The organism is Flavobacterium sp. 38, assembly GCF_057799715.1.
Window position 1 is genome coordinate 39,404 of record NZ_JBYNWZ010000001.1, and the last position, 14,865, is coordinate 54,268.

Annotated in this window: 12 protein-coding genes; all 12 read right to left on the reverse strand. The window is 34.2% G+C overall.

The window, feature by feature from the left end; genetic code table 11:
- Positions 1-62: 62 nt before the first annotated feature.
- The 12 genes from AC3E9W_RS00165 to AC3E9W_RS00220 all read right to left on the reverse strand — a co-directional run bounded on the left by AC3E9W_RS00165 (position 63) and on the right by AC3E9W_RS00220 (position 14,816).
- Positions 63-1,970, reverse strand: coding sequence for a DUF3858 domain-containing protein (locus AC3E9W_RS00165; RefSeq protein WP_488766150.1), 1,908 nt, complete (start codon positions 1,968-1,970; stop codon positions 63-65).
- A gap of 64 nt (positions 1,971-2,034) precedes the next feature.
- Positions 2,035-2,487 (reverse strand): D-aminoacyl-tRNA deacylase, encoded by a 453-nt coding sequence (gene dtd, locus AC3E9W_RS00170; protein WP_306153182.1) that lies wholly within the window; start codon positions 2,485-2,487, stop codon positions 2,035-2,037.
- A gap of 102 nt (positions 2,488-2,589) precedes the next feature.
- Positions 2,590-3,567 carry a ribosome small subunit-dependent GTPase A gene (gene rsgA, locus AC3E9W_RS00175; protein ID WP_488766152.1) on the reverse strand — a complete coding sequence of 326 codons (978 nt, stop codon included), beginning with the start codon at positions 3,565-3,567 and terminating at the stop codon, positions 2,590-2,592.
- A gap of 566 nt (positions 3,568-4,133) precedes the next feature.
- A complete protein-coding gene (locus AC3E9W_RS00180) occupies positions 4,134-5,216 on the reverse strand; it encodes a bifunctional 3-deoxy-7-phosphoheptulonate synthase/chorismate mutase type II (RefSeq protein ID WP_125717723.1) in 1,083 nt (360 codons plus the stop codon).
- A 12-nt stretch (positions 5,217-5,228) separates the two neighbouring features.
- On the reverse strand, positions 5,229-6,086 hold the full coding sequence (locus AC3E9W_RS00185) for a prephenate dehydrogenase (protein ID WP_488766153.1): 858 nt from the start codon (positions 6,084-6,086) through the stop codon (positions 5,229-5,231).
- 114 nt (positions 6,087-6,200) lie between these two features.
- Entirely contained in the window at positions 6,201-7,346 is a 1,146-nt protein-coding gene (locus AC3E9W_RS00190; protein ID WP_488766155.1) for a pyridoxal phosphate-dependent aminotransferase, read from the reverse strand.
- A 108-nt stretch (positions 7,347-7,454) separates the two neighbouring features.
- Complete coding sequence (locus tag AC3E9W_RS00195) at positions 7,455-8,282, reverse strand: prephenate dehydratase (protein WP_488766157.1); 828 nt, start codon at positions 8,280-8,282, stop codon at positions 7,455-7,457.
- Between the two features lie 427 nt (positions 8,283-8,709).
- Positions 8,710-9,012, reverse strand: coding sequence for a type II toxin-antitoxin system RelE/ParE family toxin (locus AC3E9W_RS00200; RefSeq protein WP_345140083.1), 303 nt, complete (start codon positions 9,010-9,012; stop codon positions 8,710-8,712).
- On the reverse strand, positions 9,012-9,218 hold the full coding sequence (locus AC3E9W_RS00205) for an addiction module protein (RefSeq protein ID WP_488766159.1): 207 nt from the start codon (positions 9,216-9,218) through the stop codon (positions 9,012-9,014). Before AC3E9W_RS00205 ends, AC3E9W_RS00200 begins: the two co-directional genes overlap by 1 nt.
- 218 nt (positions 9,219-9,436) lie before the next feature.
- A complete protein-coding gene (locus AC3E9W_RS00210) occupies positions 9,437-10,600 on the reverse strand; it encodes a DUF1501 domain-containing protein (RefSeq protein WP_488766160.1) in 1,164 nt (387 codons plus the stop codon).
- Between the two features lie 11 nt (positions 10,601-10,611).
- Positions 10,612-12,009: a DUF1800 domain-containing protein gene (locus tag AC3E9W_RS00215; protein ID WP_488766162.1), complete on the reverse strand. Its 1,398-nt coding sequence runs from the start codon at positions 12,007-12,009 to the stop codon at positions 10,612-10,614.
- Between the two features lie 413 nt (positions 12,010-12,422).
- Positions 12,423-14,816, reverse strand: a complete 2,394-nt coding sequence (locus AC3E9W_RS00220; protein ID WP_306153203.1) for a ribonucleoside-diphosphate reductase subunit alpha — start codon at positions 14,814-14,816, stop codon at positions 12,423-12,425.
- Positions 14,817-14,865 lie beyond the last annotated feature (49 nt).

The following is a 14,865-nucleotide window of genomic DNA, read 5'->3' on the forward strand; positions in this document are numbered from 1 at the left end:
GATCATAATGAATTCTAGCTTCTCTCATTGGTAATTTTTGGTTTGGTTAGTTTATAATTGGTTTAATTTTTTGTCAATATTATTTTGGCGTTATCATTTCTAGAAACTTGTTCCATAAACAAGCGGTATTCATCGTATTCTTTGTTTGAATATTTCCCTTTGTTTAAGAACATCGATCTTTTATAAGTTAGTTTGTTATTGTCTTTTTTAATGATTTCAGTTTTGTATTCTCCAAATTTTCCTTTTAATTCATAGTTTGAAGGCAGAAATTCGATACTAAAACCTTCTGGAAGATTAATCTCAATTTCATCTGTATCTAAATAACCACGCTGAATTTGAAATGGATTTTTGCGATTTCTAATTCGTTTCACACTTCCCGTATATTGATTAAAAGCATCAACTACAAAAATCATTTTGTTGCCCGAAAGTGCTCCATAATTTGCAGCGCTTAACTGGACATCTTCGGTAAAACGAATATTTTCTTTATCGTTAGTAAAAGTAATTTTACCCAATTTCAGGTTATTAATATTATCCCAGTAATTTTTATAATGTTCCTCTTTCTCATTTGGCTGCATCGTTTCTACTTGAGATTTAGATGCATAAACACTTCCTTGAGAAGCTATCTTTAAAACTCCAGAAAAATTTCCAGCTTGATCGATTGTGTACACTCCTTTACCTTCCTGTATATTTCCTTTGTCATCATAGATTTTAGTTCGTACAATTTCTCCACCATCAGGTTTCACAACCAAAACATCGCGATCATCTGTAAATGTGCCCTGATATCCAAACGGATCATCCTGACTTGTACATTCTAGCCAGACGTAATCATCTTTATTTGGGATGGCTAAAATTATATGATTCCCCTGTTGAGAAACAAAATCCGAAGTAATATCTGTTTTATATGTATCGCCAAATACTTTAGTATAATAAGATTTCACGCCAACAGATTCTAACAGAGCCTTCGTGTAGTTAGTCAAAGCTTTACAATCTCCATAGCCTAGACGATCAACATCAGACGCAAGCATAGGTCTCCAGCCTCCAATCCCTTCCATAATTGCTACATATCTCACTTTCTGCTGAAGGTAGTCATAAATTAATTTCGCTTTTTTAATTGGATCTTGTTCACTACCAACAAGTGTTTTCATTTTCAACTTTGTCTCCTCTGAAATTTGACTTGTTCCAATTAATATTCTATCATACCACCATTTTCCAAATTCTTGCCAAGTTTTAGCATTTCCATCAACTCCTTCCAAATTAAAGAACTCAAGCGCCATCATTATTTTAGGATAAATATCTGTAAATGAAGGGCTATAATCTTCTGCTTTTTGAGCTAAAATAGAAGAAGCTTCGTATGAAATCTGGGTATCTGTATCTATTTTTTTGTCAATCTGAAAGTTTGAGAATTGAATTTCTTTTTTTCTAAATCCAAGGGATTTTGGATAGCTGACATTTAAAATACTTTTTTCTACACTAACAAAATAATTAGTTAAAGGATACCAAGTTGGAATAAAAGCTGTTGTAGAAGTTTCATATTCACAATTATAAACAACTGTAAAAGGATAAGAAATAGGAGTATACTCCATATACATGATACGACTATCTGAAAAAAGGATAAATCCTTCAACAGCACTTCTATCAATAAAGTCCTTTCTTTTTATTTTTTTTATCTCTTTTCCAAGGGCATCGTAAATAGTTGCTTCAATATTTTTTACATTGTTTCGTTTATCATAATGCTGATAAGCATCAATTTCTCTTTGACCTTTATCATTTAAAACTGTTATTATTCTTTGCTTTTTAACATTCATACTTCTTTGAGAAGTAATAACTATATCTATTTGATCAAGTCTTACAACAGCGTTAGCATTTTGTTTTAAACTATCTGGAATAGTAGATATCGGATAAATGCTCTTTTGAGCGAATAAATTAAGGTTGAGTAAGAGTAAAAATAACGCAAAAAAAAGGTTTTTCATTAATAGGGATTTTCGTCAAATATATATTTTTTTCAGAAATCCTTAACAAATGTTTAATAATATTTTATTCCCTGTTTTTGCTGTCCATTACAATTGTAACTGGTCCGTCGTTTAGTAGACTGACTTTCATATCGGCACCAAAAATTCCCGTTTGAACTTTCTTTCCCAACTCTTTTTCTACTGCTTGAACAAATTTTTCGTAGGTCGGAATTGCAAAATCTGGTTTTGAAGCTTTTATATAAGAAGGACGATTTCCTTTTTTCGTTGAAGCATGAAGTGTAAATTGGCTTACCACAATAATATCGCCGTCAATATCCTGAACCGAGCAGTTCATCACATCATTTTCGTCTCCAAAAATTCTCATTTTCACAATTTTACCAGCCAGCCAGTCCATATCTTCCTGCGTATCGGCATCTTCGATTCCGACTAAAACCAATAACCCTTTTTGAATTTCGGCTGTTATTTTTTGATCTACAGTTACTGAAGCTTGAGAAACTCTTTGGATGACTACTTTCATGAAATTATAAATTGCAAATTATGAATTATAAATTACTTGTTAGACGCAATACATTGCATCGATAGTTTGGAATTTGGGATTTAAAAAATTGGAATTTTAAATTTATTTTCGGGTTTCATCACTTGCCGCACGGTCTTCGCCGTAAGTATCGGTACGATAATGTTCTTCGTCACCTTCGAGGATTTTAAGATAACTGTTGTAGCGCGACCAAGCAATTTCGTCTCTTTCTAACGCTGCTTTTATAGCACAATGCGGTTCTTCTTTGTGTAAACAGTTGTTAAACTTACATTGATCTTTTAATCGGAAGAATTCTGGAAAATAACCGCTAATTTCTGAAGGCTCCATATCTACAATTCCAAAACCTTTGATTCCTGGTGTATCGATAATTCGAGCATCAAAAGACAAATCGTACATTTCGGCAAAAGTAGTGGTATGCTGTCCTTGTTTGCTCTGCTCTGAAATTACGGAAGTTTTTAAATGAAGACTTGGTTCTAAAGCATTGACCAAAGTCGATTTCCCCACTCCTGAATGTCCAGAAAACATGCTTACTTTGCCAATCATCATTTCTTTCAGTTTGTCAACTCCTTTATTTTCTGTCGAAGAAATGCGAAGACATTTATAACCAATTTCAGAATAGATGTGCTGTAAATACAACTGATCGTCTAAAGTCTGTTCTGTTAAAGTGTCGATTTTATTAAAAACAAGAATTGCTTCGATTCCGTAAGCTTCGGCAGTAACCAAAAAACGGTCAATAAAACTAGTCGTTGTCGGCGGATTATCAATTGTAATCAGTAAAAAAACCTGGTCAATATTGGAAGCAATAATATGAATCTGCTTGGACAAGTTTACCGATTTACGAACAATATAATTTTTTCTTTCGTGAATGTTGTGAATTGTTCCCGTTACAGCATCTGAAGTTTCATCCAATTCATAATCGACTATATCGCCTACAGCAATAGGATTGGTACTTTTGATTCCTTTAATTCTGAATTTCCCTTTCATACGGCATTCCACAAAATCCCCTTTTTCAGATTTTACGGTATACCAGCTTCCTGTAGATTTATAAACGGTTCCTGTCATTCTTTAATTTTAGATTTCAGATTTTAGATTTCAAATTAAACCTTAAATCTTTTGCAAAGATAAATGAATAATTTTAAACATAACTCACAGTTTTTATCTCGAAAAACAGAACACAAAAAGACTCCTCCGAGATAAAAAACTTTTAAACCATATAAGTCATATAAGAAAATATTAGAGTTGAAAACGAAAAAAAAAAAAAATCATATAAGAAAATGTTTCTCAAAGATTGAAACACAATATTCACAAACATAGCCCACGGTTTCAACCGTGGGGACAAAGATTGGAATTACGCATTGTGCAAAGATTGTATATTGCATCAACCATTGCAAACATACATTGCGTACCCACGGTTAAAACCGTGGGCTATGGTTATCTAGCGAAGAAAAACCTTTTCAAACTTATATATCTTATATGGTTTAAACCCAAAAAAAAATCCCCAACTCTTTTTTCAAAGTGTTGAGGATTCTTAAAAAACAATCTACTTTTAATGAATGCTATAAGAAAACTTTAAATAAAAATTTTTAAATCTAAAATTATCTTATATCACTATATGTTTTTAAAGAAAATTATGCGTTGAAAATTTTTTCTTGGTGACCGATACTTTCTTGGTGAATTGCTTTGAACATTCTCAAAACAAACTCTTCAGTAAGTCCTTTTTTCTCACCTTCTAAAATCATCTTTCCTAAGATTTCGTTCCAACGGTTGTTTTGAAGAATTGCAACGTTAGCATCTTTTTTCACCTGACCGATTTCGTCAGCTACTTTCATACGTTTTCCTAACAACTCTAATAAGTTAGCATCTAAAACGTCGATGTTAGCTCTTAGTTTTGTCATTTTTTGACTGTACTCGTCTGTAGTATCATCCGTTTTTCTGATAGTCAAATCTTTAATGATTTGTTTCAAAGAATCTGGAGTAACTTGCTGCGCAGCATCAGACCAAGCATTATCTGGATCGAAGTGCGTTTCGATGATCATACCGTCGTAGTTCAAATCTAAAGCCTCTTGAGTTACTTCGAAAATCATTTTACGATCTCCAGTAATATGAGATGGATCAATGATTAATGGTAAATCAGGAAATTTATTTTGCAATTCGATAGCAATCTGCCATTCTGGAATGTTTCTGTATTTAGTTTTTTCGTAAGTAGAGAAACCTCTGTGAATAACACCTAATTTCTCGATACCTGCCATGTGTAAACGCTCAACACCACCTAACCATAAAGCTAAATCTGGGTTTACAGGGTTTTTCACCAAAACAATTTTATCAGTTCCTTTCAAAGTATCAGCAATTTCTTGAACTGCGAAAGGGTTTGCTGTTGTACGAGCACCAACCCATAATACGTCGATATCGTGTTCTAAAGCCAATTTACAGTGAGCTGCAGTTGCCACTTCAGTACCCATTAATAAACCAGTTTCTGCTTTAGCTTTTTGTAACCATTTTAATCCGATTTCACCAACACCTTCAAATCCTCCTGGGCGTGTTCTTGGTTTCCAGATTCCAGCTCTGAAAACGCTTACTTTAGAATCTTTCAATTCATGAGCAATTTTCAAAACCTGATCCTCAGTTTCTGCACTACAAGGTCCAGCTATCACAAGTGGGTGATTTAAATTGAAATCTTCTAACCACTTTCTCATTTCTTTCTTATTTTCCATTTTTAATTGTGTTTACTTTTTTATAGTTATTCCGTTTAATATTTCTCTAATTTTATTTACACCTTCCATTTCTTCAAAAATGGCGTTGTAATTGTCGTCTGCCAGCAAATCTCTAAATTGAGTTAGATTTGCAATATACCCTTCTAAGGTTTCCAGAACGTATTCTTTATTTTGTTTAAAAATTGGTGTCCACATTGCGGGTGAACTTTTTGCTAGTCGAACCGTACTTTCAAATCCACTTCCCGCCATGTCAAAAATATCCTGTTCGTCTTTTTCTTTATTCATTACCGTTTTTCCGAGCATAAACGAACTAATGTGCGATAAATGCGAAACGTAAGCAATATGTTTGTCGTGCGAAACGGGATCCATATATCGAATTCTCATTCCGATTGAAGTAAAAAGATTTAATGCTTTCTCTTGTAATTTAAAAGCCGTCTTTTCGACTTCACAAATAATGTTTGTTTTTCCTTGAAACAAACCTCTTATTGCTGCCGATGGTCCAGAAAACTCTGTTCCCGCTATCGGATGTGTAGCAATAAAATTTCTTCTTTTCGGGTGATTCGCTACTGCTTCACAAATTGGCTTTTTAGTCGATCCTACTTCAAAAACTATTGTTTTATCTCCAACTTCATCCAAAACTTTAGGTAAAACCGTCAGCGCTACATCTACTGGAACTGATACGATTACAAAATCTGCTTTTTGTAAATCTTCAAAGCTTCCCGCTTCGTCAATAACGCCTAATTCAATTGCTTCCTGCAAATGCTGTTCATTGCTATCGATTCCTAAAATAGTCGCATCAGGATAACGCCCTTTGATGTCTAGCACCATCGAACCGCCTATTAACCCTATTCCTATTACGTATACTTTCATAATTCTTTAAAATTCCAAGTTTTAAAATTCCAAATTCCAACTAGAAAGGCTTCGACTCCGCTCAGCCTGACAATCTGGATAAAAATCTTGGTTCTTGATTCTTAAATCTTAATACTAAAATCGATCAATCGCTTCCTGTACTTTTTCTTCTTTTACACACAATGAGAATCTAATATATCCTTCACCGTTGCTTCCGAAAATGGTTCCCGGCGTGATGAAAATATGTTTCTCATATAATATTTCGTCAATGAACTTTTCTGATGATTCGATTCCTCCAGGAAGTTTTGCCCATACGAACAATCCAACTCCTTCTTTATATACTTTGCAGTTTAACTTTTCTGCCAGCTTTTCGGTTAATTCTCTTCTTCGTCTGTAGATTTTATTGTTATCTTCAAACCAAGATTTATCACATTTTAAAGCTGCAATAGCACCTTTTTGAATTCCGTAATACATTCCGCTGTCCATGTTGCTTTTTACTTTTAGAACTGCATCGATAATTTCTGGATTCCCTAAAACCATTCCGACTCTCCAACCTGCCATGTTGAATGTTTTACTTAATGAATTCAATTCTAAAGCCACATCTTTAGCACCTTCAACCTGCAATAAACTCATCGGATTATCATTCAAAACAAAACTGTACGGATTGTCGTTGATCAATAATATATTGTGTTTTTTAGCAAAAGCAACCAATTTTTCAAATAACGCTAAACTTCCTCTCGCTCCTGTTGGCATGTGCGGATAACCCAGCCACATTAATTTTACTTTCGAAAGATCTAATTTTTCTAAAGCTTCAAAATCTGGTTCCCATTGATTATCTTCTTTCAAATCATAATAAACTGGAACCGCTCCTACCAAATTGGTTACCGAAGTATAAGTCGGATAACCTGGATTTGGAATTAAAACGTGATCGCCTTCGTTTAAAAATGCCAGCGAAATGTGCATAATTCCTTCTTTTGAACCCATTAATGGTAAAATCTCATTATTCGGATTCACTTCAACACCAAACTGATCTTTATAGAAATCCGCCATCGCTTGTCTCATTTCTGGCAATCCCTGATAGCTTTGATAACCATGCCCATTCTCGTCCTGAATTGCTGAAGCTACTGCTTCAATTACTGCTTTCGACGGACTCAAATCTGGGCTTCCAATTCCCATATTGATGATCGGTTTTCCTTCAGACATCAGCTGTCTCACTTCTCTTAACTTTGATGAGAAGTAGTATTCTTCAACTGTGTCTAATCGTTTTGCTGTTGTTATCATGATTCTTATTTATTCTCTTTTTATTTCTTTTGTCTCGTGAGCTTCGACTCCGCTCAGCCTGACAATTGTTATTGGAATTGTAATTTTGGAATTTTGGAATTTCCTTTTTTATGGTCTTGTATTTCTATATTCTCCCAACACTTTAAAATATTCTGCCATTATCGTTAATAACGCTTTTGCTTTTGCATAATCTTCGTATTTCTCGAATGTTACGTCTACGAAAAACGAATATTTCCAAGGCGTTTCGATTTTTGGAAGCGATTGAATTTTTGTCAAATTCAATTTGCAGTCGCTCATTACATTCAAAACTGCTGCTAAGCTTCCCCTTTTATGGTCCAATTCAAATTTTACAGAAGCTCTGTTAATTTCGTTTTCTGGCAAAAATGAATTTTGCTTTTTGATGATTACGAAACGAGTCATATTGTTTTTAATCGTTTGAATCGCCGGGGCAATAATATCAAGATCGTACATTTCAGCAGCAGTCTGACTTGCAATCGCAGCAATTCCCGTCAACTGTTTTTCCTGAATTCTTCTCGCCGTTTCTGCTGTATCTTTATCCTCAACCAATTTGATATTTGGATATTGTTTCAAGAAATCCATACACTGCAAAAGTGCCATTGGGTGCGAATGAACTTCTCTAATATCTTCAATTTTCTGACCTTTTAAAGCCATTAAATTCTGCTGAATATTTAAATAATGCTCTCCAATTATGTGTAAATTATTCTTGTCAATCAAAGCATAATTTGGGATAATCGGCCCTGCAATCGAGTTTTCAATTGCCATTACAGCTTGATCAGATTTTCCGGCAATAAGGCTGTCGATCAATTCTTCAAAAGACAAACATTCATCAATATCCACATTTTCAGAGAAATACTCCTTTACAACCTGATGATGAAATGATCCTTTAATACCTTGTATTGCAATTTTCGTTGTCATATAGTCAAAAAAAAATCCTGATTTGCATCAGGATTGTATATTAGTTTTATTTGTCTTAAAATTCGATCTCAAATAACCATAGCACAATCCTGACTTCTACTAAAGAAGAAATAAAAGTTGTTGCTAAAATAAAAACGGTTACTTGCCATTTTGTTTGTCTTATTGTTTAAATTCTCTGCGAATGTATAAATTATTTTTAGTGCACCAAAAAAAAGATTGCATTTTATGAAACAAAAAGGGATTTCTTAACAAATTTAGGATGATTTGTATGATAATGTAAAAAAATCGGCTTTTTTTTGAAGGTACTGAGATGGTAAGTTGCTAAGGTTCTGAGATTTTTTTCGCCACGAATTCACGAATTAGCGCAAATCTTTGTGATTTTATAATCAATTTCTCTAATTTCAAACAGATTAAAAAAGATTCATGTTTATTTTAAACCTAATCTCTTTGACCAATTTTTAGGTGAACGGGAAGTATGAAAAACACCTATCACTATTATTTCGTTCTTTTCAAATTTATAATGTATTCCATATGGAAATCTTGAAATGAAACGAACTTTTACTGTTTTATATCTTTTTTGAAATGCATCTGGATTTCGTACAAGAGTATCTAATCCAGCCTCGAGACACAACTCAAAATCATACGATAATCCGATTCTTTGCTCTTCGTACCACAGCACAATGTCCTCGATATCAAACAAAGCTTCTTTTGTAAAACGAATATTAGTCACTATCTAATAGATTTTAAGTGAGCTTTTATCTCATCCCATGTATATAATTCGGTTTTACCTTCTTCTAAATTTTTTAGTCGAATATCAAGTTCTTTTTCAACTTCACTGGAAATGCTCAATTCTTCTTTAGACACACTATCCCACAATTGTTCAGCCAGAATTATTTTTTCAGCATTACTGTATTGAGACAAGTTTTTAATTTCCATGATTAATAAAATTTATTGATTACAAATTTACGCAAATTTAATAACGAAAAATAATCATGATCTAGGATTAGTTTTTTTCGCCACGACTCGAGCGATAGCGAATAGGCGAAGCAATTCACGAATTAGCGCAAATCTTTGTGGCTATTTATACAAATTGCACAAATTAAACGACTAGATTTTCAAAAAAAATTCGTGAATTCGTGGCGAAAAAAAACACTTTAAAACAATCCAGAAACCGTTTTATTCTTAATCCCAATCTTCGTGTAATCAAAATCGAGTTTTTCTTTTAATAAAGAAGCATATACACTCCTAAAATCGGTTTCGTATTTTAAATCGCCGTTATCTAAGTCTGCTAAGTTTGGATTTTTGCCTAAAATAGTTCCTTTATTATTTCCGCCAATAATGAACATTGGCGCGGCAGTTCCATGATCGGTGCCATTTCCGTTGTCTTTTACGCGGCGTCCAAATTCTGAAAAAACTACTATTGTAACATTTTGTAGAAGATTGGCTTGTTTTAAATCTTTGTAGAAACTAAATATAGAATCATTTAAATCTGTCAATTTTCTTTCGTGAATCGAAAGCTGATTGTCGTGCGTATCAAATCCGTTTAAAGACGTGTAATATACTTTTGAGTTCAAATTTCCTTTTATCAAACGGGCAATCCATTCTAAGTTTTTAGAAAGCTCAGTTTTTGGATAACTATTTTCTGATTTTGATTTCGATAATGCTTTCTGAATTTCATCTGAACCTTCGGTAACCGAATTGGCGATTTTTCGAACAAAATCCAATTGTGGATTATCAGATAATTTTGAATCTTCCATACCACCTTTCACTTTAAAACGATTCGGATCTTTTACCGTAATCGAATTCGGTTCAATTCCTTTCAAAGCCAGATTATCAATCGAATCTAAATTTACACCCGCCGTTGGCTGATGTCCGTTACATTGCAAATCCAAATAACGCCCCAACCAGCCTTCGTTTACATATTTATTAGAATCCACAGCCGTCTGCCAAATTTCCTGACTTCTAAAATGCGAACGAACAGGCTCTGGATAACCCACATTTTGAATCACGGATAAATCTCCGTTTTGCTGCATTTGAGCAAAATCTTTTAGCGACGGATGAAATGCCATTCCTTTATTCTTTCCAACAACAATATCTTTATTTAAAGCAATTTTGGTTCGCAAATCATAATATAGCGGATCATCATACGGAATAAAAGTATTCAGTCCGTCATTTCCTCCATTCAACTGTACAAAAACAACACATTGTTCGCCGACAATTACATTTTGCTGTGTTCCAAAAGCATGCAGAAAATCCGGAAGCACAAGCATACCACCAGTAAAAGTTCCTGTCAGGGTCAAAAAAGTTCTTCTGTTCATGATTCAAACTTTTAAATTAATTGATATTCGGGCAGTTTGGTAATGTAATTGAATAATCGAATCACAGCAGCATCAGCATTAGGCTCTTTTGGATCAAAATCGTATTTCAAAAGGTTTTCCATATCTTTTTGAATAGCTTCGTTTGTTTTAAAAAGCAACCGATCCGACAATTCCGAAATAATGGTTTTATTATTTCCACCATCATTAAACTGAACTTTCACTTTTACTTTATTAATTTCCAAAACAGGTTTTTCGGGTTCTGCATTCATTTTATTTAGAAATTTCCCAGTAATCGTTCGTCCTTTACAAAGCAAATCTGAAGTATTGTTTCGCTGTAAATAAATCTGCGAAGTCAGCCAGGAATTTCCTCCGTCCCAACCTTTCACATTGGTTTGATTGTACAAATCCATTCCTTGTTGCTTCAGGAAGTATTGGACCATTCTGTTGTCAAAATCTTCCATTTGCAATTCATTTGTCAATTGCAAAATATAAATAAGCGGATTTTTAATTTTACTTCCAGCGTTTTCTTTTGCATATTCTTCGGTAAAAATTTTGGTCAGCAAAGGCTCAATTTCAAACTTTGCTTTTCTAAAATAATCGCCATAATACGTCACTAATTTTTCAGGCGGATTATCATATACAAACCATTTTAAAATTTTTCGGGTAATGAGATACGGAATATTTTTTTGTTCAAAAATGATGTCAACTAAATCATCAGCTTTCCAATTTCCAGTTTTTCCGAAATAGGTTTTATCGCTATTGTCTTCGATATTTTTTCTATAAACGGCACCATTATCGCCAACATTTAAACCTGCTAAAGCTTTTGCGCCGTTTTTAATATCTTCTTCAGAATAATTTCCGATTCCGATAGTAAACAATTCAAGAAGCTCGCGACTCAGATTTTCGTTGACTTTTCCTTTTTTGTTATCGCCATTATCGAGATATCTCACCATCGCGTTTGATTTTAGAATCTGTTTGGTCAGTTCTTTAAAATTGCCAAAAGCATTTTCCCGCAAAATCATATTGTGCTGATAAATCCAGTAATTGACTTTTACTTTTTGTGAAGTCGACACGAAGTTATTATGCCAAAAGCAGACCATATTTTCCCGAAGCGGAAATTCATCAGTTCGCATTTTATTAATCCACCATTTCTTGAGTTCAAGATTAGAGTAGACTTCTTTCTTTAAAGCTTTCTTTTTGAATTCTGAATCGGCATTTTTGATCGACTCGCGAAGTTCTTTTAATTCCAATAAAGTTTTGGGATCATCTTGCAGAAAAGCAGGAAGTTCTTTGTCGAATTTTGAGTCGTAAGAATGCTTTAGAAATTTTTCTAATCCGAGTTTTTCTATCTTTTCGGCTTCTTTTCCGGAGAAACCCAAGCGTAAGGACCAAAGACTGCTCTTTTTCATAATTTGGAAATTATTACTAATAAGACTTCGTTCTCTTTAAAAGGTTTAATTTTTTTTAAAGGAACTAAGATGCTGAGATTCTAAGGTGCTGAGATTTGAAAGTGTTTGGTAACAGTTCTAAACGGAGGATTTTTGGGGATATTGTTGATTTAGCCACGAAGTCACTAAGGCGCAAAGTTTTTTTATTTTAAGTATAGTTTTGTCATTTCGAGGCACGAGAAATCTCCGCAAGTAGCTCCGTAAAGTATTTCGCCAATCTTTGTAGAGTTTCTTGCGGAGATTTCTCGTGCCTCGAAATGACAAGATTGGGGAGAAAGCAAAAAAACACATATAAAAAAAGCAGTTATCAAAATAATAACTGCTTTTCATATATCAACTTAAATCTAAAATCTCAGATCTAAACTCTAAAATCATTAAGATCCACACATTTCACAATCCTCTGGATCTGCTGCTTGTGCTTTTAACAACATTGCTTTATAATCTTCAACAGAGATAGCTTCTGTTTCTGCAACTAAGCTTGGTGCGGTTTCCTCTTTTTTATCGTTGTTTAATGTGAATTTAATCGCATCTACAGCCGCTTTTGTTCTTAGGTAATACATTCCTGTTTTTAAACCAGACTGCCAAGCGTAGAAGTGCATTGACGTTAGTTTAGAATAGTTAGCATCTTGCATGAACAAGTTCAATGATTGAGACTGATCAATAAAATAACCTCTTTGGCGAGACATATCGATAATATCTTTCATCGACATTTCCCAAACCGTTTTGTAAAGATCTTTTAAGTCTTGCGGAATAATATCAATATTTTGAATAGATCCGTTATGACGCATAATTTCCTGTTTCAATGTCTCGTTCCATAAACCTAGTTTTACCAAGTCTTCTAGTAAATGTTTATTTACTACGATAAACTCTCCAGACAATACACGACGTGTATAAATGTTTGAAGTATAAGGTTCGAAAGCTTCGTTGTTTCCAAGAATCTGAGAAGTTGAAGCGGTTGGCATTGGCGCAACTAACAATGAGTTACGAACTCCATGTTCCATAACTTCTTTTCTTAAAGAAGCCCAGTCCCATCGTCCTGATAATTCCTCATCTTTCATTCCCCACATGTTGTATTGGAATTCTCCTTGTGACATTGGCGAACCTGCAAATGTAGAATATGGACCTTCTTCTTTTGCCATTTCCATAGAAGCCGTTACAGCTGCAAAGTATAATGTTTCGAAAATCTCTTGGTTCAATTGTTTTGCTTCATCACTTGTAAATGGCATACGCAACATGATGAAAGCATCAGCCAAACCTTGCACTCCTAATCCAACCGGACGGTGGCGCATGTTTGAGTTTTCTGCTTCTTTTACAGGGTAATAGTTTCTGTCGATTACTTTATTCAAGTTACGAGTTACACGTTTTGTAACATTGTAAAGTGCATCATGATCAAATTTTCCATTATCAATAAACATTGGCAATGAGATCGAAGCTAAGTTACAAACAGCGATTTCGTCTTTAGACGTAAACTCCATAATCTCTGTACACAAGTTAGAAGAACGAATAGTTCCTAAATTTTTATGGTTCGATTTACGGTTTGCTGCATCTTTGTACAACATATATGGCGTTCCAGTCTCGATTTGAGATTCTAGGATTTTCTCCCACAATTCACGAGCACGGATTGTTTTTCTTCCTTTATTTTGGAATTCGTAATCTGTATATAATTTTTCGAATTCGTCTCCGTAAACATCATATAATCCTGGACATTCGTTAGGACACATTAAAGTCCAAGTCGAATCTTCCTGTACACGTTTCATAAACAAATCTGAAGTCCACATTGCGAAGAATAAATCTCTTGCACGCATTTCTTCTTTTCCTGTATTTTTCTTTAAATCCAAGAAATCAAAAATATCAGCATGCCAAGTTTCGATGTAAATCGCAAAACTTCCTTTACGTTTTCCACCTCCTTGATCTACGTAACGTGCAGTATCGTTAAAAACTCTCAACATCGGAACAATTCCGTTTGAAGTTCCGTTTGTACCGCGAATGTAAGATCCAGTCGCACGAACGTTATGAATAGAAAGTCCAATTCCTCCCGCTGACTGCGAAATTTTAGCTGTTTGTTTTAATGTATCGTAGATTCCATCAATACTATCATCTTGCATTGCCAAAAGGAAACAAGAAGACATTTGAGGTTTTGGAGTTCCTGCATTGAACAACGTTGGCGTTGCATGCGTAAAGAACTTTTTAGACATTAAATCATAAGTTTCAATAACCGATTTTAAATCATCTAAGTGAATACCAACAGATACACGCATTAACATGTGCTGCGGACGCTCAACGATTTTTCCGTTTATTTTAAGAAGATAAGAACGCTCTAAGGTTTTGAAACCAAAGTAATCGTAATTAAAATCTCTTGTATAGATAATATGAGAATCTAAAAAAGCAGCATTTTCCTGAATCACTTTGTATACGTCATCAGCAATTAATGGCGCATCTTGCCCGTTTCTTGGATTTACGTAGTGATACATATCTTTCATCGTTTCTGAGAAAGATTTTTTGGTATTTGAATGCAAGTTAGAAATTGCTACACGAGCTGCCAATTGAGCATAATCTGGATGCGCAATTGTCATAGAAGCCGCCGTTTCTGCTGCAAGATTATCCAATTCAGAAGTCGAAACCCCATCATACAATCCTTCGATAACCCTCATGGCTACCTTAACTGGATCTACGAGCTCATTTAAGCCGTAACACAATTTTTTGATTCTTTCTGTAATCTTATCAAACATTACGGGCTCTCTGTGGCCATCTCTTTTTACTACATACATAAGCTTACCTTTTATAGTTATTGAAAAAATGAAAGTACCTAGAGAACGA